At 66.4% G+C, this 22,531-nt stretch carries 30 protein-coding genes and 1 tRNA gene; 13 read left to right on the top strand and 18 right to left on the bottom strand.

Going from position 1 to position 22,531, the window contains the following annotated elements:
• Nucleotides 1-26: 26 nt before the first annotated feature.
• Together grxD and BGO82_RS10430 are read right to left on the bottom strand one after the other, a co-directional pair.
• A complete protein-coding gene (gene grxD, locus BGO82_RS10435; RefSeq protein ID WP_291305489.1) occupies nt 27-362 on the bottom strand; it encodes a Grx4 family monothiol glutaredoxin in 336 nt (111 codons plus the stop codon).
• 243 nt (nt 363-605) lie between these two features.
• Nucleotides 606-875 (bottom strand): BolA family transcriptional regulator, encoded by a 270-nt coding sequence (locus BGO82_RS10430; protein ID WP_291305488.1) that lies wholly within the window; start codon nt 873-875, stop codon nt 606-608.
• A gap of 178 nt (nt 876-1,053) precedes the next feature.
• On the opposite strand from BGO82_RS10430, the gene BGO82_RS10425 reads away from it, so the two are divergent.
• Nucleotides 1,054-1,221 carry a hypothetical protein gene (locus tag BGO82_RS10425; protein ID WP_291305487.1) on the top strand — a complete coding sequence of 56 codons (168 nt, stop codon included), beginning with the start codon at nt 1,054-1,056 and terminating at the stop codon, nt 1,219-1,221.
• Nucleotides 1,222-1,234: 13 nt separating this feature from the next.
• A complete protein-coding gene (locus tag BGO82_RS10420; RefSeq protein WP_291305486.1) occupies nt 1,235-1,357 on the top strand; it encodes a hypothetical protein in 123 nt (40 codons plus the stop codon).
• Between the two features lie 4 nt (nt 1,358-1,361).
• Here the strand turns inward: BGO82_RS10420 and purL are convergent, their stop codons facing one another.
• The 7 genes from purL to BGO82_RS10385 form a co-directional block, all read right to left on the bottom strand.
• Entirely contained in the window at nt 1,362-3,593 is a 2,232-nt protein-coding gene (purL, locus tag BGO82_RS10415; protein WP_291305485.1) for a phosphoribosylformylglycinamidine synthase subunit PurL, read from the bottom strand.
• 85 nt (nt 3,594-3,678) lie between these two features.
• Entirely contained in the window at nt 3,679-4,218 is a 540-nt protein-coding gene (locus BGO82_RS10410) for a dihydrofolate reductase family protein (protein WP_291305484.1), read from the bottom strand.
• A gap of 14 nt (nt 4,219-4,232) precedes the next feature.
• Nucleotides 4,233-4,607 (bottom strand): DUF2237 domain-containing protein, encoded by a 375-nt coding sequence (locus BGO82_RS10405; RefSeq protein ID WP_291305483.1) that lies wholly within the window; start codon nt 4,605-4,607, stop codon nt 4,233-4,235.
• On the bottom strand, nt 4,604-5,236 hold the full coding sequence (locus BGO82_RS10400; RefSeq protein WP_291305482.1) for a Pr6Pr family membrane protein: 633 nt from the start codon (nt 5,234-5,236) through the stop codon (nt 4,604-4,606). Before BGO82_RS10400 ends, BGO82_RS10405 begins: the two co-directional genes overlap by 4 nt.
• A gap of 66 nt (nt 5,237-5,302) precedes the next feature.
• Nucleotides 5,303-5,968: a phosphoribosylformylglycinamidine synthase subunit PurQ gene (purQ, locus tag BGO82_RS10395; protein ID WP_291305481.1), complete on the bottom strand. Its 666-nt coding sequence runs from the start codon at nt 5,966-5,968 to the stop codon at nt 5,303-5,305.
• Between the two features lie 197 nt (nt 5,969-6,165).
• Nucleotides 6,166-7,245 (bottom strand): acyltransferase family protein, encoded by a 1,080-nt coding sequence (locus BGO82_RS10390; RefSeq protein WP_291305480.1) that lies wholly within the window; start codon nt 7,243-7,245, stop codon nt 6,166-6,168.
• Between the two features lie 311 nt (nt 7,246-7,556).
• Nucleotides 7,557-8,816 (bottom strand): nucleotide disphospho-sugar-binding domain-containing protein, encoded by a 1,260-nt coding sequence (locus BGO82_RS10385; RefSeq protein WP_291305479.1) that lies wholly within the window; start codon nt 8,814-8,816, stop codon nt 7,557-7,559.
• A gap of 310 nt (nt 8,817-9,126) precedes the next feature.
• Here BGO82_RS10385 and BGO82_RS10380 point away from each other — a divergent pair, with 310 nt between their 5' ends.
• Nucleotides 9,127-9,516 (top strand): YciI family protein, encoded by a 390-nt coding sequence (locus BGO82_RS10380; protein ID WP_291305478.1) that lies wholly within the window; start codon nt 9,127-9,129, stop codon nt 9,514-9,516.
• A 77-nt stretch (nt 9,517-9,593) separates the two neighbouring features.
• Here BGO82_RS10380 and purS read toward each other — a convergent pair whose 3' ends face one another.
• Both purS and purC read right to left on the bottom strand, forming a co-directional pair.
• Nucleotides 9,594-9,833, bottom strand: coding sequence for a phosphoribosylformylglycinamidine synthase subunit PurS (gene purS, locus BGO82_RS10375; protein WP_291305477.1), 240 nt, complete (start codon nt 9,831-9,833; stop codon nt 9,594-9,596).
• Between the two features lie 9 nt (nt 9,834-9,842).
• The gene (gene purC / locus BGO82_RS10370; protein ID WP_291305476.1) at nt 9,843-10,607 is read right to left on the bottom strand and encodes a phosphoribosylaminoimidazolesuccinocarboxamide synthase; all 765 of its coding nucleotides are present in this window, start codon (nt 10,605-10,607) and stop codon (nt 9,843-9,845) included.
• A gap of 251 nt (nt 10,608-10,858) precedes the next feature.
• Between purC and BGO82_RS10365 the strand changes: the two genes are divergently transcribed.
• Together BGO82_RS10365 and BGO82_RS10360 are read left to right on the top strand one after the other, a co-directional pair.
• Nucleotides 10,859-11,182, top strand: coding sequence for a DUF1476 domain-containing protein (locus BGO82_RS10365; protein ID WP_291305475.1), 324 nt, complete (start codon nt 10,859-10,861; stop codon nt 11,180-11,182).
• Between the two features lie 62 nt (nt 11,183-11,244).
• Entirely contained in the window at nt 11,245-11,718 is a 474-nt protein-coding gene (locus BGO82_RS10360; RefSeq protein WP_291305474.1) for a hypothetical protein, read from the top strand.
• A 76-nt stretch (nt 11,719-11,794) separates the two neighbouring features.
• Here the strand turns inward: BGO82_RS10360 and BGO82_RS10355 are convergent, their stop codons facing one another.
• From BGO82_RS10355 to rpe, 4 genes are read right to left on the bottom strand one after another with little or no spacing between them, the layout of a single operon-like run.
• Nucleotides 11,795-12,346, bottom strand: coding sequence for an alpha/beta hydrolase (locus BGO82_RS10355; RefSeq protein ID WP_291305473.1), 552 nt, complete (start codon nt 12,344-12,346; stop codon nt 11,795-11,797).
• A 3-nt stretch (nt 12,347-12,349) separates the two neighbouring features.
• On the bottom strand, nt 12,350-13,672 hold the full coding sequence (gene purB / locus BGO82_RS10350; protein ID WP_291305472.1) for an adenylosuccinate lyase: 1,323 nt from the start codon (nt 13,670-13,672) through the stop codon (nt 12,350-12,352).
• Nucleotides 13,673-13,674: 2 nt separating this feature from the next.
• Nucleotides 13,675-14,100 carry a FosX/FosE/FosI family fosfomycin resistance hydrolase gene (gene fosX, locus BGO82_RS10345; protein ID WP_291305708.1) on the bottom strand — a complete coding sequence of 142 codons (426 nt, stop codon included), beginning with the start codon at nt 14,098-14,100 and terminating at the stop codon, nt 13,675-13,677.
• Nucleotides 14,101-14,104: 4 nt separating this feature from the next.
• The gene (gene rpe / locus BGO82_RS10340) at nt 14,105-14,782 is read right to left on the bottom strand and encodes a ribulose-phosphate 3-epimerase (protein WP_291305471.1); all 678 of its coding nucleotides are present in this window, start codon (nt 14,780-14,782) and stop codon (nt 14,105-14,107) included.
• A gap of 154 nt (nt 14,783-14,936) precedes the next feature.
• Here rpe and BGO82_RS10335 point away from each other — a divergent pair, with 154 nt between their 5' ends.
• Both BGO82_RS10335 and BGO82_RS10330 read left to right on the top strand, forming a co-directional pair.
• Nucleotides 14,937-15,674, top strand: a complete 738-nt coding sequence (locus tag BGO82_RS10335) for a cytochrome c biogenesis protein CcdA (RefSeq protein ID WP_291305470.1) — start codon at nt 14,937-14,939, stop codon at nt 15,672-15,674.
• A gap of 111 nt (nt 15,675-15,785) precedes the next feature.
• Entirely contained in the window at nt 15,786-17,018 is a 1,233-nt protein-coding gene (locus BGO82_RS10330) for a GNAT family N-acetyltransferase (protein WP_291305469.1), read from the top strand.
• Between the two features lie 8 nt (nt 17,019-17,026).
• Here the strand turns inward: BGO82_RS10330 and radC are convergent, their stop codons facing one another.
• Together radC and map are read right to left on the bottom strand one after the other, a co-directional pair.
• Entirely contained in the window at nt 17,027-17,752 is a 726-nt protein-coding gene (radC, locus tag BGO82_RS10325; RefSeq protein ID WP_291305468.1) for a DNA repair protein RadC, read from the bottom strand.
• Nucleotides 17,753-17,754: 2 nt separating this feature from the next.
• Entirely contained in the window at nt 17,755-18,585 is an 831-nt protein-coding gene (gene map, locus BGO82_RS10320) for a type I methionyl aminopeptidase (protein ID WP_291305467.1), read from the bottom strand.
• Nucleotides 18,586-18,825: 240 nt separating this feature from the next.
• On the opposite strand from map, the gene BGO82_RS10315 reads away from it, so the two are divergent.
• From BGO82_RS10315 to BGO82_RS10295, 5 genes are all read left to right on the top strand, one after another.
• A complete protein-coding gene (locus BGO82_RS10315) occupies nt 18,826-19,599 on the top strand; it encodes a competence/damage-inducible protein A (protein ID WP_291305466.1) in 774 nt (257 codons plus the stop codon).
• 19 nt (nt 19,600-19,618) lie between these two features.
• Nucleotides 19,619-20,116 (top strand): xanthine phosphoribosyltransferase, encoded by a 498-nt coding sequence (gpt, locus tag BGO82_RS10310; RefSeq protein ID WP_291305465.1) that lies wholly within the window; start codon nt 19,619-19,621, stop codon nt 20,114-20,116.
• Between the two features lie 40 nt (nt 20,117-20,156).
• Nucleotides 20,157-20,242 (top strand) — tRNA-Leu (locus BGO82_RS10305).
• A gap of 216 nt (nt 20,243-20,458) precedes the next feature.
• Nucleotides 20,459-20,776 (top strand): hypothetical protein, encoded by a 318-nt coding sequence (locus tag BGO82_RS10300; protein WP_291305464.1) that lies wholly within the window; start codon nt 20,459-20,461, stop codon nt 20,774-20,776.
• A 187-nt stretch (nt 20,777-20,963) separates the two neighbouring features.
• The gene (locus BGO82_RS10295; protein ID WP_291305463.1) at nt 20,964-21,146 is read left to right on the top strand and encodes a CsbD family protein; all 183 of its coding nucleotides are present in this window, start codon (nt 20,964-20,966) and stop codon (nt 21,144-21,146) included.
• 91 nt (nt 21,147-21,237) lie between these two features.
• Here the strand turns inward: BGO82_RS10295 and BGO82_RS10290 are convergent, their stop codons facing one another.
• Entirely contained in the window at nt 21,238-21,981 is a 744-nt protein-coding gene (locus BGO82_RS10290; protein ID WP_291305462.1) for a hypothetical protein, read from the bottom strand.
• A gap of 121 nt (nt 21,982-22,102) precedes the next feature.
• Between BGO82_RS10290 and BGO82_RS10285 the strand changes: the two genes are divergently transcribed.
• Entirely contained in the window at nt 22,103-22,453 is a 351-nt protein-coding gene (locus BGO82_RS10285) for a DUF1304 domain-containing protein (protein ID WP_291305461.1), read from the top strand.
• The last annotated feature ends 78 nt before the right edge of the window (nt 22,454-22,531 follow it).

The following is a 22,531-nucleotide window of genomic DNA, read 5'->3' as shown; positions in this document are numbered from 1 at the left end:
GGGATTTGCGAGAGACGGCGCAGGCGTCAGGCGGTCTGCTTGACCGCGATGCCCTTGTCCGTGAGGTGCGCCTGCAATTCGCCGGCCTGGAACATCTCGGTCACGATGTCGGCGCCGCCGACGAACTCGCCCTTGACGTAGAGCTGCGGGATGGTCGGCCAGTTGGTGTAGGCCTTGATGCCCTCGCGCAGCTCCTGGTCCTCGAGCACATTGGCCGATTTGTAGTCGACCCCGAGATAGTCGAGAATCTGCACCACGCGGCCGGAAAAGCCGCACATCGGAAAGTCCGGCGTGCCCTTCATGTAGAGGAACACGTCGTTGGACTTCACCTGCTCGTCGATGCGGGCGTTGATATCGCTCATGACTCTGCCTTTCGCCGCCGGGGAGACCGGAATTTGCCGACTAGATAGGCCCAGTTTGCCCATCTGTCGAGCCGTTCATCGGGATGTGACGATGAAGCGCGGGCGCAGCAGTCGGGGTTCCCGCAGTCGGGACTCCCTTCTCCCCAAGGGGGAGAAGGTGGATCGGCCCGTAGGACCGAGACGGATGAGGGGGCCTTGCCCCACCCACTGGAGGGGCCCGCCCCGCGCGAGCATCGCACGCGCCTAGTTGCCGCCCGTCTTCACCTGCGCGGCGTCGCCGCTCGCCGGCGCCGAGGTCTGGATGGCCAGCGAATGCAGCACCGTGCCCATGTCCGCGCCGAACGCGGCGTTGACCATCTGGTGCTGCTGCACCCGCGATTTGCCGCGGAACTGTTCGGAGACGATCGTCGCCGCCCAATGGTTGTCGTCGCCGGCGAGGTCGCGCAGCTCGATCCGCGCATCGGGCAGGGCGGCCTTGATGCGTTTTTCGATTTCGGATGCCGTCATGGGCATGGGAACCTCCGCCGCTGATCTGCCTGCAGATATGGCATGGCCGACCGGCAGCGACAACGCGCCGGCCACGGCAATTAACCTCACGATTTTACTGTGCTCGCGACAATCGTTTGCCTCGAGGACTGCGCAGGTCTTTCATCCCGGCGTTGCCGACAAGTCGTTTTGAGGGATGCGTATGATGAAGTCCGTTTCTCGCAAGAAGAAGCCGCTGGACGCCGTGCTCGCCGGGCTCGAGGCCGATATCGCCATGGTGGTGGCGGGCATCGCCGCCGAGCGCAAGGCCGCCCAGGCGGCAGCCCGCCGTCGCTCCCGCGCCCGCACCAGGGAGCACGCCCACGCGGCGTGACCTTACGATGTGGATGCAGCCGCTGCTCGATTTCACCGACGTCGCCATCCTCGTCGCCTTCGCGGCGTCGACACTGGCCCTCATCGTCTATGTCTGGCGCGCCGAGCACGGCCGCCGGCACGACCGCCTGAGTTGAACGCCTACGCCGCGATCTCGCCGGCCATATAGGTCGGGAACCAGCTTTCGTGCGCGCTCCTGAGGTCGGTGACCGCGATCGGCCGCGCCTTGCCCAGCACCAGTTCGGTGCCGCCGGTATTGCCGATCCACGGCGCGAACACCCCGGCATAGGGGTAGATCTCGTCGTAGAATGTGTCGACGAAATCGCGCTTGAGCGTCACCAGATAGCGCCCCTGGTCCTCGCCGAAGAATTGCGGGATCGGGTCGCCCCCCTCGAGCTGGTTGACCACGGCGCCGATGCCCGAGGCCATCGCCATCTCCGCCAGCCCCACCGCCAGCCCGCCGTCGGACAGGTCGTGCACGGCGCTGGCGTGGCCGTCGCGGATCAAAAGCCGCACCAGGTCGCCGGCCTTCTTTTCCATCGCCAGGTCGACCGGCGGCGGCGGCCCGTCGGTGCGGCCGAACAGGTCGCGCATGTAGATCGACTGCGCCAGATGCGTGCCCCACCAGTCGGGCGCCCCGACCAGCAGGATGCACTCTCCCTCGCCGGCAAAGCCGATGCGCGCCGACCGGCGCCAATCGTCGATCAGCCCCACGCCGCCGATGGTCGGCGTCGGCAGGATGCCCTGGCCGTTGGTCTCGTTGTAGAGCGACACATTGCCCGAAACGATGGGGAAGCCGAGCGCCCGGCAGGCATCGCCGATGCCGCGCACCGCCTCGACCAATTGCCCCATGATCTCGGGTCGCTCGGGATTGCCGAAATTGAGGTTGTCGGTCGCCGCCAGCGGCTCGGCGCCCACCGCGGTGAGGTTGCGCCACGCCTCGGCCACCGCCTGCTTGCCGCCTTCGTACGGATCGGCCTCGCAATAGCGCGGCGTCACGTCCGAGGTGAAGGCGAGGCCCTTGTGCGGGTTTGGTCCATCGACGCGGATCACCCCCGCATCGCCCCCCGGCCGCTGCAGCGAATTGCCCTGGATCCAGGTGTCGTACTGCTCGTACACCCAGCGGCGCGAGCTGAGGGCAGGGCCTCCGACCAGCTTGAGCAGCGCCTCGGCCACCTCCATCTGTGGAATATCGTTCTCGGCGAGCGGCGCCACCACCGTCGGCTGCGTCCACGGCCGGTCGTATTCCGGCGCTTCGTCGCCCAGCTCCTTGATCGGCAGGTTCGCGACCTCCTCGCCCCGCCACGTCACCCGGAAGCGGAGGTCGTCGGTGGTGATGCCCACGGTGGCGAAATCGAGCTCCCATTTCTCGAACACGGCGCGCGCTTCGGCTTCCTTCTCCGGATGCAGCACCATGAGCATGCGCTCCTGGCTCTCGCTCAGCATCATCTCGTAGGGCGTCATTTCGGCTTCGCGCACCGGCACCCGGTCGAGATCGAGCGCGATGCCGAGGTCGCCCTTGGCGCCCATCTCCACCGCCGAGCAGGTGAGGCCGGCCGCCCCCATGTCCTGGATGGCGATCACCGCGCCGGTCGCCATCAGTTCGAGGCAGGCTTCCAGCAGCCGCTTTTCGGTGAACGGGTCGCCCACCTGCACCGTCGGGCGCTTCTGCTCGATGTCGTCGCCGAATTCCGCCGAGGCCATGGTGGCGCCGCCGACGCCGTCGCGCCCGGTCTTGGCCCCGAGATAGACCACCGGCAGCCCGACCCCTTCGGCCTTCGAGTAAAAGATCTTGTCGGTGTCGACGAGGCCCGCCGCGAAGGCGTTGACCAGGATGTTGCCGTTGTAGCGCGCGTCGAACTCCACCTCGCCGCCCACCACCGGCACGCCGAACGAATTGCCGTACCCGCCGACCCCCGCCACCACGCCCGACACCAGATGCCGGGTCTTGTCGTGCTCCGGCGCGCCGAAGCGCAGCGCATTCATCGCCGCCACCGGCCGCGCCCCCATGGTGAACACGTCGCGCAGGATGCCGCCCACGCCCGTCGCCGCCCCCTGATACGGTTCGATGAACGAGGGATGGTTGTGCGACTCCATCTTGAACACGATCGCCTGGCCGTCGCCGATGTCGACCACCCCGGCGTTCTCGCCCGGCCCCTGGATCACCCGCTCGCCCGTCGTCGGCAGGGTGCGCAGCCATTTCTTCGAAGATTTGTACGAGCAGTGCTCGTTCCACATCGCCGAGAAGATGCCGAGCTCGGTGTAGGTCGGTGTGCGCCCGATCAGGCCCAGAATCTTCTGGTATTCGTCGGGCTTGAGGCCGTGGTCGGCGACCAGGTCCGGCGTGATCTCGCGATGATTGTCGAATGTCATGGCACCGCCAGCGGGGAGAGCGCGATGCGGCCCTCTTAGCCCAGCTCTCCGCGAGCGAACAGGGGACGCGCCCGCTTATCCGGCCTCAATCGAAGCCATAGTGCAGCCGCACGCAGCCGGCCGCCAGGGTTTGCGCCGAGATCAGGCGCGGCGTCCGGCGCAGGCCGGTGGCCGGAAACAGCGGGGTTCTGCCGCCGATGATCTCGGGGATCACGAAGATTTCGATCTCGTCGAGCGCCCCCCGCTCGAGGAATGCCATCTGCAGGCGTCCGCCGCCGACCATCCAGACGTCGCCGTCGTCGAGGCTGCGCAGGTGCGCCGCCAGCGCGTCGACGCCCTCGCGCCAGATTTCGATGTCGGCCGGCGCCCCGGCGAGCCGCTTCGAGGTGACGACGATGGTGCGCTTGTCGGGGTAGGGCGAGGGCGACCCGTGCGCCGCCGACCACTCGTAGGTGGCGCGCCCCATCACCGTGGTGCGGATGCGGCCGATGAACTCGGCATAATGCCGCTGGTAGTCGGGGCCGAGCAGCTCGTCATATTTCGGCGTCAGCCAGTCCAGGCTGTCGTTGTGGCCGGCGATGAAGCCGTCGAGGCTGCTGGCGATGTAGCCGACGATGCGCGCCATGGGGGCCTCCGTGCTCAGCTCAGATCCAGTGCATACGCCTTGAGCGTGGCGAGGTCGGTGTAGTCGAGCGCGCCTTCGTGCGTCGAGAGCAGCGCCACGCGCGGCGCCACCCCGGCGGCATGCGCCTCCACCCAGCGCGGCGCCACCAGGCACCAGCGGTCGCCCGGCTTGAGGCCGGGAAAGGCCATCTCCGGGCGCGGCGTGCTGAGGTCGTTGCCGACCGTCTTGCTGAAGGCGAGGAACGCCGCGCTCATCTCGCAGCAGACGAGGTGCCGCGCCCCGCCGTCGGGGCCGGCGGCGCAATAGCCGGACCGGAAGAAGCCGGTGAGCGGGTCCATCGAGCAGGGCACCAGCGGCTCGCCATAGACATTGCGTTCGCCCGGGCTCACAACGGCAGCCTCCGCGCCCGGGCCAGCAGCCCGTCGGCCCCGATGGCGAGGGCGCACAGCACCGTGAGGCCAACCAGCACCAGCACCACGTTGAGCGCCACCAGCATGTAGCCGATGCGGTTGGCCTCGAGGATGGGGTAGGGATATTCGCCCACCACGGCGCCGCGCGCCATCGCCCAGGCCAGATAGATCGTCGGCGGCAGCAGCATGGCTGGAATGTCGCTCCAGCGCAGCGCCCCGTGCCGGCTGCATAGCACCCACCACAAAAGGTACAGCAGCGGCGTCACGTAGTGCAGCGCCACGTCGCAGACGAGGCTCAGCCCTTGCGGGTCCCACGTCTCGGCCAGGATCAGATGGTAGAACACCATCACCAGCGTGATCGCCGCGGCCATCATGCCCTGCGTCACCGGCCGGCGGAACCAGCCGAGCGGCGCGCGCGGCCACAGCTCGGCAGCATAGATCAGCACCAGCGCCAGATTGGTGAGGATGGTGAAGAAGCTGAAATAGAACACCAGCCCCCCCACCAGGCTGTCGCCCTTGTCGAGGCGGGCTGGCAGCGTGATGGCGAGTTGCAGGATCAGGGCGGCGGCGCCGGCGACGAAACCAACCCAGGTCAGCGTCTGTTTCACCTTGCCCTCGGCCGCTGTTGATCCTGCCGGATCAAACCGTCAATGGCCGGCCGGAGCAAGCCGGAATCACGCGACCTGCAGCAGCCCCGCAAACAGCGCCCGGCCGTCGAGCCCGCCATGCGCGCTTTCGATCAGATTCTCGGGGTGCGGCATCAGGCCGAGCACGTTGCGCTCGCGGTTGAGCACGCCGGCGATGTCGTTGACCGACCCGTTCGGATTGGTGCCCTCGGCATAGCGGAACGCCACCTGGCCGTTGTCCTCGATCGCCTTGAGCGTATTGGCGTCGGCGAAATAATTGCCGTCGTGATGCGCCACCGGCGTCGTGATCACCTGGCCTTGCGCATAGCCGCGGGTGAAGGCGGTATCGGCCGTCTCGACCCTCAGCCGCACCTCGCGGCAGACGAAGCGTAGCGAGGCGTTGCGCATCAGCACCCCCGGCACCAGCCCGGCCTCGGTCAGGATCTGGAAGCCGTTGCACACGCCCAGCACGTGCACGCCCTTCGCCGCCCGCTCGCGGATCGTCGCCATGATCGGCGAGCGCGCCGCGATGGCCCCGACGCGCAGATAGTCGCCATAGGAAAAGCCGCCCGGGATGACGATCAGGTCGACATCCGGCAACTCCGTCTCCTTGTGCCAGACGACAGCCGGCGCCCGGCCCGAAATCGTGCCGAGCGCCGCGATCATGTCGCGGTCGCGGTTGAGGCCGGGGAAGACAACGACGGCTGATTTCATAGGCCGACTAGTGCTGCGTCCACCGCCAAAAGGCAAGCCCGACCCAAGGTGTCATCCCACCGAAACCGTTGCTGGCAGTCAGCCTCACCTCGCCCCTTCAGGGGAGAGGTCGGCGCCTTGGCGAGCGTAAGCGAGCCTAGAAGCCGGGTGAGGGGTGCGATCTCTCGGCGCACACACCGCCACCGCAACGCCCCGTCCTATTCCGCCGGCACCGCCGCCGGGCGATACGACCGGCTGCCCTTGACGCCGCTGAGATGCGCCCAGGCCGGGCGCTCGAACAGGAACTTGCCGCGGCCGGTCTTCTGTACCAGCAGGTACAGCCCCACCGAGGCGCCGATGGCAATCACCATCACCAGGAAGCTCGACAGCGTCACGTCCTGGATCAGGCCGAGCTTGCTGAGCCCGATGCGGGCGAACGACATCGGCAGCACGAACACCAGGTAGACCACGATCGAATGCTCGCCCAGCCAGCGCAACCAGGTGACCGCCTTGAAGTTGGTGATCAGCCCGGCGGTGACGCACAGCGCCAGGGCGCCGGCGATGGCGAGCAGCAGCCGCACCCCCGGGACGCCGCCCCAGCCGAGCTGGATTTCGCCGGGCAGCACCTCGAAGCCGGGCGAGAACACCAGCACGACGTTGACCACGGCATAGGCGGCGAGCCCGAGCAGCGCCAGCCGTGTGTTGGCGGCGGCCCAGTCGACCAGCCGGAAGATCATCGGCGCAAAGATGTAGCCCGAGTAGAAATAGACGAAATAGGCGCAGAACTGGTCGACCAGGTAGCTGCCGGTCTGCACGTGCGCCATCTGGAAGGCGGCGCCGAACGCCCACACCGCCCATTTCGGCGCCTTGAGGTCGTAGAACAGCTTGGTCACGGCGCTGAAGGCGGCGAGCAGGTAGATGAACCACAGCACGCCATAGGGCTCGACGATGGCCCACAGCACGTCGTTGGCCGCCTCGATGGGCGCCGCGCTCATGATGCCGATCTTGAGCACGATGTGGATCACCGCCCACACGGCGTAGAAGTAGAAATAATGCAGCACGCGCCGGTCGGCATACGCCTTCCAGGTTCGCGACAGCACCTGGTCGAGGAACAGCCCCGAGATCAGGAAGAATTCCGGCATCCGGAACGGGGTGGCAAAGCCGATGACGTAGTGGAACAGGCCGATGCCCTCGGCATCCTGGCCGACGTTGAACACCGAATACATCATCACCACGAGGATGATGGAGATTCCCTTGGCCGTATCGACCCACGAAAGCCGCGCGTTCTGACCTGACATGCCGCAAAACTCCAGGTTGGAGCTTCCGACATAGAGCAGCGGGCGCGTTAACGCCCGTGACAACCGTCGCGACGGTTACCCGGCGTGCTTAATGCCGAAAATTGTCAGGAAATCAGAAGCCCGTCGGCACCGACGCATAGGCGGCGAACATCACGCCCAGGGTCAGGAAGAACAGCACGGACAGCGAGAAGGTCTTGAGCATTTGGGGCGGGCTTTACTGGTGGTCGCGCGCGCTACGCAGCGCATGTCTCGGTTATAGGGTCGGCCGGTTAAGCCGTGTTGAATCGGTTTGGTTAAGCGGCCGGTAACGACTACCGCACCGCCGCCGACGCGCTTGTGACGGCGTCCGGCTGAACGTGACCTGAACGCCGCGCGCCGGTGCGCTCGATGAGATCGGCGGCGGCCGCGAACCCGCCGGCCGCTTTGAGGCTCTCGCCCAGCGCCAGCGCCTTGCTGCGGTAGCCCGCGAGGTCGGCGAACACCGTATCGACCGCCCGCCGTAGCTCGGCCGGGCTGACCGTGCCGCCATGCGCCTCGTCCGGCAGCGTGATGCCGGCGCCCCGCGTGCTCATCGCCTCGGCATTGTGCAGTTGCTCGAAATGCTGCGGCACCGCCACCATCGGCACGCCGAACCACAGCGCCTCGTGCAGGCTGTTGAGCCCGGCCGGGGTGATGAACAGGTCGGTACGCTGCAGCACCTCGAGCTGCGGGAAGGTCTCGGCGACGATGAAGTTCCCGGGCGCCTTGGCGAAGCGGCCGAGGTCGGAGCCGCGCCCGGCCGACAGCAGCACCTGGCCGGAGAAGTCGGCCAGCGCCTGCATGCAGCGCTCGTAGAAATCGGTCTTGCCGAAGATCAGCGTCCCCAGCGACACATAGATCACCGGCCGCCCGTCGAGCCGCGAGAAATCGAAGCTGTCGAGCCGCGTCGCCGGGTCGATCATGGCGCCGACGAAGGCCCAGCCCTTCTTGTCGAAGATGGGCGAGGGCGGGTGCACCTCGCGGCTGGTCAGCATCAGCGTCAGGTCGCCGCGCACCGGCTGGATCGGCCAGTGCAGCGGCAGCAGCCACACCCCCTTGAGCGCCACCGCGATCCAGCCCCAGACCAGCGGCCCCAGATGTCTGAGGAAGCTCTTGAGGCTGGCCGGGAACTCGCCCGGCGCCTGGTTGCGCCCGATCTCGTAGGCAAAGAACGGGCTGGTGATCACATGCGGCACCCGCAGCGCCCGCCCCACCATTTCGCCCCACAGCGCAATGCCGTCGGCGACGATGATGTCGGGCTTGTCGCGCTTCAGCGTGCGGTAGCAGAATTCGTGCAGCGCCGGGGTCGAGCGCACGAACAGCTCGAACGTCGCCATCAGGTCGCCGCTCATCAGCACGGCGGCCATGTCCTCCATGCTCATCACCGGCGGGTAGGCGACGAATTTCGCCCCCGTCGCCGCGATTACCGGGGCGAAGGGCGGCTCGTCGAACACCGTGACCTCATGGCCGCGGCGCACCAGCTCGCGCACGATCGGCAGCACCGGATTGAGGTGTCCGTAGGCCGGCACGCTGAGGAAGACGATACGAGCCAATTCGGCCCCGCCGCTGGATCAGGTTGGGATGCTGGAATAGGCCGCGATCATGAGCCCGAGGGCAAGCATGAACAGCAGCGACAGCGAGAAGGTCTTGAGCATGGCAGGGGCAACCGGACGAACGGCATCGCTCTAGCGGATTCGCCGGCCCGAAACAGGGCACTTTGGCGTCGCAGGCGCGATTGCCTCGCGGTGTGACTCGAACGCCGCACCTGCCGCCATGACAGAGCCTGCGAGACGCCCTGACAGAGTATTGTCGATTTCGCCCTTCGTCGCGCGATTACCTGCGACACAAGCATGGAGACTCCAGATGAAATTTATGTGCCTCGTCTATTTCGAGCCCGGCGCCTTCGATGGCGTCTCCGAGGCCGAGCTGACCAAGCTCACCGACGACACCATTGTCGAGGACATCGATATGCGCCGCTCCGGCCATCTGATCCTCGGCCAGCCGCTGCAGGGCCCGGAAACCGCGGTCACCATCCGTGGCGGCCGGCGCGGCATCAGCCGCACCGACGGCCCGTTCCTCGAAACCAAGGAATGGCTCGGCGGCTTCACCCTGATCGAGGCCCGGGACATGGACGAGGCCATCGCCCTGACCAGGGACAGTGCCCTGATGAAATACGCCAGCGTCGAAATCCGCCCCACCCTGGAGCAGACGCACAGCGAGACCGGAGAAGGCCGCCCGCAGGTGAAATTGTAGCGGGCAGCAGACGGTCCGAAAGCCCCGCCCGCCTTCCCGCGTACGCAACGACGGGAGGGCGGGCGGGGCTTTGCGGTTCAGACGATCTCGATCGCGTAGTTCTCGATCACCGTGTTGGCGAGCAGCTTCTCGCACATCGCGGCGAGGCTGAGCCGCGCCTCCGCTGGGTCGGTCTCGCCCAGCTCGAGGTCGAACACCTTGCCCTGCCGCACGGCGGAAACCCCGGAAAAGCCGAGGCTCTTGAGCGAACCGGTGATGGCCTGGCCCTGCGGGTCAAGCACGCCGGCTTTGAGGGTGACGGTGACGCGGGCTCTCATGCGCGCTTCTTACTGGACCAGGCGCGGCCCGGTCGTCAGCGCGTTGTCGGTTTCCACAAGAATGCCGAGCCGCTGCGCCACTTCGCGATAGGCGTCGACCAGCCCGCCCAGATCCTCGCGGAAGCGGTCCTTGTCGAGCTTGTTGCGGGTCTTGATGTCCCACAGCCGGCAATTGTCCGGGCTGATCTCGTCGGCCAGCACGATCCGCATCGTGTCCCCCTCGTAGAGCCGCCCGCACTCGATCTTGAAGTCGACGAGCTGGATGCCGACGCCCATAAACAGGCCGGTGAGGAAGTCGTTGACGCGCACCGCCAGGCTCATGATGTCGTCCAGCTCGGGCGGGGTGGCCCAGCCGAACGCGGTGATGTGCTCTTCGCTCACCATCGGGTCGTTGAGGGCATCGTCCTTGTAGTAGAATTCGATGATCGAGCGCGGCAGCTGCGTGCCGGCCTCGAGCCCGAGGCGCTTGACCAGCGAGCCGGCCGCGACGTTGCGCACCACCACCTCGAGCGGAATGATCTCGACTTCCTTGATCAGTTGCTCGCGCATGTTGATGCGGCGGATGAAATGCGTGGGGATGCCCAGCGTATTGAGCTTGGTGAAGATGTATTCGGAGATGCGGTTGTTGAGGACGCCCTTGCCGTCGATGATATCGTGCTTGGCGCCGTTGCCGGCGGTGGCGTCGTCCTTGAAGTACTGAACCAGAGTGCCCGGCTCCGGACCCTCGTAGAGGTCCTTCGCCTTGCCCTCGTAAATCTTCCGCCGACGGTTCATTGGCAAAATCCTGACAGCGATCGGGTGGGGGAGGTTGGGCCGTTCATGCGCCAGAACCCCTCCCGAAAGCAAGCTCTTTCGGGGCGTGGCCGGGCTGCCCGGAAATAGCTGAAGCCGCAGAACGGCTTGCCCCGGATTCCTCGCTCCATGTGGCATGCTTCACGGGCCGTTGATTAAAGCCATCGCACCGACTATCTCCTCTACGGAGGCGGCGCGCGGCGCCGCGTTTGAGAGCACGAGGCGAGACCGAGATGGCCCAGTTTGACGACCGCGAAAAAGCCCAGGAAGCCAAGTTCGCGCGCGACGACGAGCTGCGGTTCAAGGCCGAGGCCCGCCGCAACAAGCTGTTGGGCCTGTGGGCGGCCGAGCACATGGGATTGTCCGACCAGCACGCCAGGGACTACGCCGCCGAGGTGGTTGCCGCCGACTTCGAGGAAGCCGGTGAGGAAGACGTGTTCCGCAAGATTTCCGCCGACCTCAAGGCCAAGGGCGCCTCGGTGTCCGACGACATGATTCGAAAGAAGATGGCCGAACTGACCATCACCGCCCGCGAGCAGGTGCTGGCCGAAGGCTGAGGCCTTGCCGCGACGAGCCTCGCGGGCATAACCTGCCGGCATTTGCTTGCGGGAGTATGATCATGCGTCAGCTTGCCAATATGCTTGCGGTGCTCGCAGCCTGCCTGTTCATCTTCACCAGTGCCGCTTCGGCCGTCGAGCGCGACGTCCGGGTCGCGGTGCCGGATGTCCCGGGCGGCGTCATCGTCTCCAACTGCTATGCCGCCGTCGGCAATATCTATGACAAGTACAGCTTCAGCTTTTGCCTGAAGCATCGCGGCACCTATTCGGTGCGGGGTGGCGGGCTGCGCTGCGATGGGCGGTTGAACTGGAACGTCGCCGGCGTGTTCGTCGACGTCAGGCTGAGCCGCACCTCGTGCAACAAGGGCATGGCCTGGACGGCTGACACCATGACGTGCCGGCCGAGCCTGGTTCTCGGCTTTATCGCCGGGCTGCTCAAGGAAAAGCGCCCGCTGCTCGACAATCTGGTCTGTGAGTATACGCCGGCCAAGGGAACGGGGCACAAGAAGATCTCGTTCATCGCCCACCGCCGCTAACGCGTTCGCGCCGAAGGAGCGCAGGCCGAGGCCGCAATCCTCGCACTCCTGCGCGACGACACCGTTCTGCGACGGGTTAGGCCTTCAGCCGCTGCATCAGTTCCGCGAACATCAGCAGCCCTTCCGGCCATGGGCCGTGGCCGGAGGCGGCGTTGATGTGGCCGGCGTCGCCCGCGAGCTTTAAGGCGCTGCCCCAGTCGGCGGCAAAGCCCTGCGCGCGCTCGACCGTCACCAGCGGGTCGGTGGTCGAGGCGATGACCATCGAGGGAAAGGGCAGCGGATCGGTCGGCGGCTTGAACGGCCTGGCTTCGGGCGGGAGGTCAGGGCCGTCGAAATCCGGCGGCGACACCAGGAATGCGCCGCGCACCTTGGTGTCGGCGAGGCGCTGCGCCGTCAGCACGATCGCGGCGACCGACAGGGAATGGCCGACCAGCACCACCGGCCGGGTCGCCAGCATGATCTCCTGATGGATGCGGCCGATCCAGTCGGCCGGCGCCGGCGTCTGCCAATCGTCCTGCTCGATGACATGCGCATTGGCCATGCGCCGCGCCCAGCGGCGCTGCCAGTGCTCGGGCGGCGAATTGCCCAGCCCCGGCGCGATCAGGATGTCGGCTTCCGCGATCTTCACCGGTCAGAGATCCGGCCCGAACACCCGCTCGAAGATCGCATCGACGTGCTTGAGGTGATAGAAATCGTCGAACATGGCGTCGATCTCGGCCGGACTCAGATTCTGAGAAACCTCGGGGTCCGCCTTCAAAAGACTCGCGAATTTCCCGGCGCGGTCGCCGCGCATCTCCCACACCTTCATGGCGTTGCGCTGCACCGCGGCATAGGCGGCCTCGCGGCTCATTCCGGCCTGCGTCAGCGCCAGCAGTACGCGTTGCGAGTTGTGCAGCCCGCCCAGCAAATCGAGGTTGCGCTTCATGGCGTCGGGATAGACCAGCAGCTTGTCGATCAGCCCGGTCAGCCGCGCCAGGGCGAAGTCCAGCGTCACCGTGGCGTCCGGCCCGATCATGCGCTCGACCGACGAGTGCGAGATGTCGCGCTCGTGCCAGAGCGCCACATCCTCGAGCGCCGGCGTGACCATGCCGCGAACAAGTCGAGAAAGGCCCGTCACGTTCTCGCTTAACACCGGGTTGCGCTTGTGCGGCATCGCCGACGAGCCCTTCTGCCCCGGCGAAAAGAACTCTTCCGCCTCAAGCACTTCCGTCCGCTGCAAATGCCGAATCTCAGTCGCCAGCCGCTCCGCCGAGGACGCAATCACCCCCAGCGTTGCAAAAAACATCGCATGCCTGTCCCGCGGGATGACCTGCGTCGACACGGTCTCGGGCACCAGCCCGAGCTTGTCGGCGACATAGGCTTCGACCGACGGGTCGATATTGGCGAAGGTGCCGATGGCGCCGGAGATGGCACAGGTGGCGATCTCGCGGCGGGCGTTGACCAGGCGCTCGCGGGCGCGGGCGAACTCCGCATAGGCCTGGGCGAGCTTGATGCCGAAGGTCGTCGGCTCGGCATGGATGCCATGCGAGCGCCCGATCGTGATCGAATATTTGTGCTCCTTGGCGCGGCGCTTCAGCGCCGCAAGCAGCGTGTCGATGTCGGCGAGCAGGATGTCGCTGGCGCGCGCCAATTGCACCGCGAGCGTCGTGTCGAGCACGTCGGAACTGGTCATGCCCTGGTGCACGAAGCGCGCCTCGGGGCCGACGATTTCGCTGAGATGGGTGAGGAAGGCGATGACGTCGTGCTTGGTGGTCGCCTCGATCTCGTCGATGCGGGCGACGTCGAAGGTGGCCTTGCTGCCCTTGTCCCAGATGGTTTCGGCCGCCTCTTTCGGCACCACGCCGAGATTGGCAAGCTGCGTCGTGGCGTGCGCCTCGATCTCGAACCAGATGCGGAATTTCGTCTCGGGCGACCAGATGGCCACCATCTCGGGACGGGAGTAGCGCGGGATCATGGTTAAGTCCTCGATGGTGCCGCGGCAGCATAGGCCGCCAGCCGTTCGGCTAGTGTGCCGGTGTGCAGCTCGAACAGATGATTGTCGTGGTCGTGGAAATAGAGCGAGCGGCCTTCGCCGGCGATTCGCGGGCGGCTCTCACGCAAATCCAGCCCTAGGGACGCGATGCGCGCGCGATAGATCTCGAAATCGCTATCGTCGATCTTGAAGGCCACGTGATTGTAACTGCGAGCCGGAAGGGCCTCGCCCTGCATCGTGGCGACCCACAGCGGCTCTTCGCCGATTTCGAAGAAGCGCTCCTCCGACAGCGAGAACTGCTTGGGGCCGCTATCGTAGACTTTCCGTGCGCCCAATACGCCGACGAGGATCGCCTCCATCGCATCGAGGTCGGCCACGACGAAGGTCATGTGGCTGAGACCCGAGGGCACAGGGCTAGACATCGAGCGTCGAGGCGGCATCGCGGATCGCCTTGATGCGCGGAGCGTAGGTCTTGGGGTCGTTGCCGGCGAACACCGCATTGCCGGCCACCAGCACATTGGCGCCCGCGCGCGCCACGGGCCCGGCGGTTTCCGGATTGATGCCGCCATCGACTTCGAGGTCGATCGGCCGTCCACCGATCAGCGCCTTGGCCTGTTTCAGCTTGGTCACCGCCTCGGGGATGAAGCTCTGCCCGCCGAAGCCGGGGTTGACGCTCATCACCAGGATCAGGTCGACGCTGTCGACAACGTGCTCGAGCGCCGACACCGGCGTCGCCGGATTGATCGCAACGCCCGCCTTCTTGCCCTCGGCCCGGATCGCTTGCAGCGAGCGGTGCAGATGCGGACCGGCCTCGGCGTGCAAGGTGATGATGTCGGCCCCCGCCTTGGCGAACGCTGGAATATAGGGATCGGCCGGCGCGATCATCAGATGGCAATCCAGCACCTTGGTCGTGATCGGGCGTATCCATTGCACGAGGATCGGGCCCAGCGTGATGTTGGGCACGAAATGGCCATCCATCACGTCGACATGGATATAGTCTGCGCCCGCTGCCGCGATGGCCCGGATTTCCTCGCCCAGACGCGCGAAATCGGCGCTGAGGATCGATGGCGCGATACGGATCGGTAGGGTCATGCGCTTTGTATCCGATGTTGGGTAGATATCCGAAAGCGGGTAGATGCGACTTAGCCGCGGTTGGTGTGGTGAGCAAGAGGCGCGTCTCGCCCCGATGCCATCACGCGACGTTGAGGCAGTTGCCTTGCCGACAACCCCCTGCCACAAGCCCGGCATGAACGGGTTTTCGTTTCCGCTGGTGTTCGGGGCAGGGGTGCTGAGCTTCCTGAGCCCCTGCGTGCTGCCGCTGGTGCCGCCCTATCTTACCTATATGTCCGGCTCGAGCTTCGACCAGTTGCGGGCAGATGGCGCGACAGCGGGGGTGATCTGGCGCAAATCCGTCTTCACCTCGGTGTTCTTCATCCTCGGCTTCTCGCTGGTGTTCGTCACCTTTGGGGCGACGGCGACGGCCTTCGGCCAGGCGTTCCGGCAGGCGCTGCCGGTGATCACCCCGGTCGCCGGTCTGTTCATCATCGCCATGGGCCTGCATTTCCTTGGCGTCTTCCGTATCGGCTTTCTCGACCGCCAGTTCCGGCATTCCGGCCCCGGCGCCGCGAGCGGGCCGATGGGCGGCTTTCTGCTCGGACTGGCCTTCGCCGTCGGTTGGACACCGTGTATCGGCCCGGTGCTGGCGGCGATCCTGTCGGTCGCGGCGGTACAGGATACGGCCTGGCAGGGCGCCGGCCTGCTCGGCATCTATTCGCTGGGGCTGGGCGTGCCGTTCCTGCTCGCCGGCATTGCCATCGGGCCGTTCCTCACCTTCTTCGCCAGCTTTCGCAGACATCTGGGCACGGTGGAGAAGGTCATGGGCGTGCTGCTGGTGCTCACCGGCCTGCTGTTCCTGACGGGTCAGTTCACCCGCCTCAGCTATTGGTTCCTCGAAACCTTCCCGATCCTGCAAAGCTTCGGCTGAAATTAACCCTGGCGCCAGAAAAGCCAGTCCTCGCGCGGGATTAGCGGCAAAGTGAACCGCAGATTCATGCCTGCCCGCCAGCTTGCAAGCGGGAAGATGAGGATTGCCGGAATGGCGCAGAGTGCAGCCCTCGCACGCACGTCGCTGGTCGAGGCCATGCCGCGGACGATCGAGTCCGCGGTGGGAAGCTTCCATGTTTCGGTCGGCCACCGGCTGGAGGGCGTCGAGGCGGTCTGGCGCCGACTCACCGCCGGCGGCGTCGAGTCGCCGGGCCAGATTTTCGAATTCGTACGGCTGTGGATCTCGAACCTCGGCGTCGCCGAGGCGAACCAGTATTTCATCCTCGCCGAGGACGCCGGCGTGCCCGTGGCGCTGCTGCCGCTGCAGCGGCGCTGGGACAAGGGCGTACGCCTGCTCTCCTGGTTTCCCGGCGCCCATGTCGGCTGCAACGCCCCCCTGGTCGACACATCGCGGCTCGCCGCGATGCCACCGGCGCGCCGGGCGGCGCTCTGGCGGCAGATGCTCGCGGACGTTCCCGGCGCCGATCTGGTCTACCTCAAATCGGTGCCGCAACTCGTCGTCGACGGAGTCGACCTGTTCGCCGAGCTTGGCCAGTCGATCGAAGCCGACACCCTCTATCGCGCCGCCTTCGCCGGCTTCGAGGACGCCGACAAGACCCAGCGCAACAAGTCGCGCCGCAAGCATGACCGTCAGCAGGGCGACAAGCTCGAGGCCATGGGCGAGGTGCGCTTCGAGGAGATGGAGAGCGGCATTCCGGCCGGCCTCGTGCTCGACACCATGTTCCGCCAGCGCGCGGCACGGTTCCGCGAGATGGGTGTGTTCGATCCGTTCTGCGGCCCCAATATCCGCGCCTTCTACGATGCCACGGCCACTCTGGGCTCGCAGGTGCCGGTGAAGCTGCATGTGCTGACGCTGAACGGCGACGTCGTCGCGGTGCGCTACAACATCGTCTATGGCGACCGCATCTTCTGCCTGATTTCGTCGATGAGCGAGGACCCGGCGCTTCGCCCCGGCTCACCGGGCAAGCAATGCCTGCTGCGGGTGATGCAGACCGTGTTCGACGCCGGCTATCGCGTCTTCGACATGGGCGAGGGGCTGACCGACGAGAAGCGCCATTGGTGCAATGTGCAGGTGCCGGTGCGGCACCACTACGTGCCGGTGACGCGCCGCGGCCTGCTGGCGGCCGCCGGCCACCGCGGCCTGCACCAGCTCAAGGCGCGGGTGAAGTCCGATCCCAAGCTGCTGGCGATGGCGAAATCGGTGCGTGGCGCAGTCCTGAAATTGGGCGGCAGGGCCGCCACCTCGGCACCGGACTCCGAGTAGCGTACCCGTCAGATCAGCCGCTGCGCCTTCATCGAGGCGTGGCCGGACTTGCCGATGATGATGTGGTCGTGGACGGTGATGCCGAGCGGCTTGGCGACGTCGATGATCTGGCGCGTCATCTGCACATCGGCAGTGGAGGGCGCCGGATCGCCCGACGGGTGGTTATGCGCGAGGATCAAGGCGGTAGCGCCGAGTTCGAGCGCGCGCTTGATCACCTCGCGCGGATAGACCGGGGTGTGGTCGATGGTGCCGCGCTGCTGCACTTCGTCGGCGATCAGCCGGTTTTTCTTGTCGAGGAACAGTACGCGGAACTGCTCGACGTCCTCGAACGCCATGGCCGAGCGGCAGTAATCGATCAGGGCCGCCCATGAGCTGAGGATCGGCTGCGTCTGGTCCACCCGGTCACGGGCATAGCGCTGCGCCGCCGCCTGCATCATCTTGAGGCTGGTGATCGTGGTATCGCCAAGCCCGGCGAATTCGTCCAGTTGCGCCCTTGGCGCCGCGAGGACCGCGGAAAACGAGCCGAAGCGCCTGAGCAGGAGCTTTGCGAGGTCCTTGGTGTCGCGGCGCGGTATCGCCAGATGCAGCACCGCTTCCAGCAGTTCCGCATCGGTGAAGGCCTCGCCGCCGACGCGCTTGAAGCGCTCGCGCACCCGGTCGCGATGGCCCGTCTTGAGGTCGACCGCAGGGGCTTCGGCCAGTCCGTCCAGCGCCGGCTTGGCCTCATCCCCCATCGCTATTTGCGGGCGTCGAGCGGGTTGAACAGGCCGCGCGGGGAGAGGGTGAAGATTTCGTGCCCCGTCTCGGTGATGCCGATCGAGTGCTCGGCTTGCGCCGACAGCGTGCGGTCGCGCGTCACCGCCGTCCAGCCATCCGACAGGATTTTGACGTGCGGGCGGCCGAGATTGATCATCGGCTCGATGGTGAAGATCATGCCCGGCTTGAGCTCCACGCCGGTGCCCGGCACGCCGAAATGCATGATGTTGGGCTCGTCGTGAAACAATTGGCCGACGCCGTGGCCGACGAAATCGCGCACCACCGAGGTGCGCTCGGCCTCGGCGTGCGCCTGGATGGCGGCGCCGATGTCGCCGGTGGTGTTGCCGGGCCTCGCTGCCGCGATGCCGGCATAGAGCGACTCGTAAGTCACTTCGATCAGCCGCTCCGCCTTGCGCGAGATTTCGCCCACCGGGTACATGCGCGAGCTGTCGCCGTACCAGCCGTCGACGATCAGCGTCAGGTCGATATTGACGATGTCGCCTTCGCGTAGCGGGCGCTCTTCCGGCATGCCGTGGCACACCACATGGTTGATCGAGGTGCAGATCGAATAGCGGTAGCCCTTGTAGAACAGGGTCGCCGGGATCGCCCCGTGATCCATGGCGAACTCATAAGCCATCCGGTCGAGAAAGGCCGTGGTGACGCCGGGCCTCACATGCTCGGTCAGCAGGTCGAGCGCCTCGGCGGTGAGGGCTCCCGCCTTGCGCATGCCGGCAAACCCGGCCTCGCCGTGCAGCGGAATGATGCCCGAGGTGCGGCGGGTCTTGGTTTCGGCGTCGACGTACGTAATCATCTCGATATCTTTCGCGTCGTTCAGAAATAGTCCGTCGGGGACGGATTTGGAAGGCCGGGCTGCCTTGCGTCGGAGGGAGCGAACGATCGGGCACTCCCGCGACCGATCCGACAGAGCGCGAAAAAAAGCCGGGAGCAGCCGCGAATCGGCAATCCCGCTCTGGTGCAAAAGCCCGTGCGCCCGTTGCTTTTGCCGCGCCGGCGCGCGATGCATGCGCCTTTCCCGCTCCGGCCGACGAAGATGACTGACGATCCGAAGAACCCGACCGCCGCGCTGCTCGTCATTGGCGACGAAATCCTCTCGGGGCGCACCAAGGACGTCAATATCGGCGCCACCGCCGATTTTTGCACCGACCTTGCCATCGACCTGATGGAGGTGCGGGTGGTTGCCGATGTCGAGGACGACATCATCGCCGCCGTGAACGCGCTGCGCGCCCGCTACACCTACGTCTTCACCACCGGCGGCATCGGCCCGACCCATGACGACATCACCGCCGACGCCATCGCCAAGGCGTTCGGCGTGGCGCTTCCGATCAACCCGGAGGCGCGGGCCATGCTCGAAGCCCGCTGGAAGGAGCGCGGCACCGAGCCCAACGAGATGCGGCTCAGGATGGCGCGTATTCCCGAGGGCGCGAGCCTGATCGTCAACTCCGTGAGCGCCGCCCCCGGCTTCCGCATCGGCAACGTGCACGTGATGGCGGGCGTGCCGGTGATCATGCGGGCGATGCTGGATTCGATCGCGCCCACCCTCAAGGGCGGCCGCAAGGTGCATTCGCTGACGGTCAAGTCGCGGGTAGGCGAGGGCAATATCGGTGGCCCGCTGGCCGCGCTGCAGCAGCAATTCCCCGACGTGAAGATGGGCAGCTACCCGCGCATGGGCGACGGCACGGTGATGACCGAGCTGGTGCTGCGCTCGGCCGACGAGGCACGGCTCAGGCAGGCGGCGAAGGCCGTGTACGACATGGTGGCTGCGGAACACGCCAAGGGCGGCTTCCCGTCGCCCGATCCCTATTGAGATTGCGAGGAGAGCAGTCGTGAACGATCCGCGTACCAAGAGTTTCCCGGTGAGCTGGGACCAGTTCCATCGCGACAGCCGGGCGCTCGCCTGGCGGCTGAATGGCGAGGGACCGTTCGAGGCCTGCGTCGCCATCACCCGCGGCGGCCTGGTGCCGGCGGCGATCGTCGCCCGCGAGCTCAACATCCGCACCGTCGATTGCGTCGCGGTCAAGAGCTACGATCACCAGTCGCAGGGCGAGATCAGGCTGCTGAAGCCGATCGATCCGCAGATCGTCGAGAAGGCGAAGGCCGGGCGGAAAATCCTGATCGTCGACGATCTGGTCGATACTGGCGCCACCGCCCGGGCCGTACGCGACATGCTGCCGGGCGCCCACTTCGCCACCGTTTACGCCAAGCCCAAGGGCCGCGAGATGGTCGACACCTTCATCACCGAAGTCAGCCAGGACACCTGGATCTTCTTCCCCTGGGACCTCGACGTCGCCTACGTGGCGCCGATCGCGGGCGGCACGGACTAGCCATTGCCTTGCCGCACCGCTCCACGTACGTCCAGCATGTGCGGGCGTGATGGAATGGTAGACATACGGGACTTAAAATCCCGAGGGGGTATCCCCGTGCGGGTTCGAGTCCCGCCGCCCGCACCACTTATTGATGCGTGTAGACGCCGAGCCAATCGTGGGGCGTCAGCGCCTCCGCCTGCGGCGCCGTGACCAGAGCCAGCCGGGTGGCCGCGGGCAGCACCAGCACCAGGTCGCCGCGAGGCCGATGGCAGAAAACATTGCGCGTGCTCCTTCCCCCCAGAGCCGCTATCAAACGCCCGGCGCGGTGCGCCGCGAGCCGGTTATGAGGAGGGCAGGGCGATGTTGATCAAGGCCGAGGTGCTGGAGGCGATCAGGCGGGGCGACATCACGCTGCAGTTCCGGCGCTGGACGCGGCCTTCGGTCAAGGCGGGCGGCACGCTCAAGACCAGGATCGGGCTGCTGCGGATCGGTCGCATGGACGAGATGGACCCGGCGGACGTGACGGCCGCCGATGCGCGCAAGGCCGGATTCCGGGATCGCGCCGATTTCGACAAATGGCTGTCCGGCATGAAGCAGGGACCGCTGTTCCATCGCATCGAGGTGAGCTATCTCGGCGAGCCGAGTTCCGCGGCCGCCCCCGGCGTTCCGCCCCGTTGACCCCTGACGTCGTGTGAAGAATGGCGTTCCGGCCGACGGCCGCGCTTTTTGGACGTCACGCAGCGGCAATGAACGCCTGTGCAGCGCAGCTTGCCGCTGAGATGGGCCCCGAATTCATGAAACGGACGGGAACCGCCGCGGCGTCCGGCCGTTTCCTCACCGACTGCATTCTGAGGAGGTTAACCAGATGCACAAGGACCAGATCGAAGGCGCGGGCAAGCAGATGAAAGGCGCCGTGAAGGATGCCGCCGGCAAGATGACGGGCAACGTCAAGCTGCAGGCGGAAGGCAAGCTCGACAAGGCGGCCGGACAGGTACAGTCGGCCGTGGGCAAGGCCAAGGACGAGGCCCGCAAGGACCTCAAGCACTGAGAATCGACGACATTTAGGATTGGCAGGTGAACTCACGCACGTGCCGCGACAGGGCCGCCCTTCGGGGCGGCTCTTTATTTATGGCACCCGCTCACGCGCAGATGTTGCGTTCCGCCAGCGCCGCCCCGAACAGCGCCTTGACGTTTTCCGGCGTTCCGCCGAGGAAGCCGGCAAAATCGGTGGGGGCGACGAGGCCGTCGCGCGCCAGTGCCCGAATGGCCTTGGCCACTCGCCCATTGTAGGTCTGCATGAAGGCGAGGACTTCGGCGCGCTGCGCCTCATAGATGCCGGAACCGGCGGCGGCTTCGCCGCCGACGATCTGCCCCATGATCGCCATCGGCGCGCCCTGCAATCCCAGCGCCCCGACGATGAGGTCGGTGCGGGTGAGATAGTCGTTCACGGCCTCGACCAGCTTGCCCTTCTGCTCGGGATCACAGAAGCGCTCGACCTTTCGCGTAATCTTGCATTCCAGCAGGCTCGCCATGCCGGCAAAGCCCGGCGCCAGCGACGGGTTGGGCGAGATCACCTGCCGCGGCCCCTTCGACTGCGCCTCGGCGCGGGCCTTTTGCACACATCGGGCGTCGTCCGCATCCGTCCAGGGCTGCGGTGCCGGCTTGGCGGGGAGAGCGGCGGCGAGCGCGGGCGGTTGCTGCGGGGCGCCAGGGCCCGAAAGGCGCGGCTGCAGCCAGTTCGTGTAGCCAAAATAGCCCACGCCGGTGAGCGCGACGATTGCAACGAGGGCGAGCGCGATGTCGACAAGTCCGACGGAGCGCGCGGCGCGCGGCGGCGGCTTCGCACCGCTGCGCAAATCTTCGACGAGATCCCGTCCCGACACCGTTGCCCCCAAGGCTTCCGATCGCCGCGAGACTACGGCCGGCGCGTAAACGAAGCTTTGCGGAATTGCCGGCGTTTCGCCGTCGTTGGCCATGGACGGGGGAGGCTGTAAGAAAGACCTCATGATCGCCAACATCCTCACCGGCCTTGTCGCCGTCATCCATCTCTACATCGTCGTGCTGGAGATGTTTCTCTGGGACACGCCGCGCGGCCGCAAGGCGTTCGGCACGAGCGAATCCTTCGCCCGGGAAAGCAAGGTGCTGGCCGCCAATCAGGGGCTCTACAACGGCTTCCTGGCGGCCGGGTTGATCTGGGGCATCTGGCTGGGTGACGCCGGCGACCCGGTGAAGATCTTCTTCCTTCTCTGCGTTGCGGTGGCGGGTGCTTACGGGGCGGCAACCGTCGGTGTCCGCATCCTCCTCATCCAGACAATTCCGGCATTGCTTGCACTGGCCGCCGTGCTTTTCACCTGATCGACAGGCGTCGCCTGCGGTGAATTGCCGCCGCGGCGCGATTCGCGATAACCTCGCACCGCGCGGGGCGCGCATCGA

It is taken from the genome of Devosia sp. 67-54, from assembly GCF_001899075.1.
In the GTDB taxonomy this organism is placed as follows: domain Bacteria; phylum Pseudomonadota; class Alphaproteobacteria; order Rhizobiales; family Devosiaceae; genus Devosia_A.
Note: the sequence above shows the minus strand (reverse complement) of the source record. Positions and strands in the feature narration are given on the sequence as shown.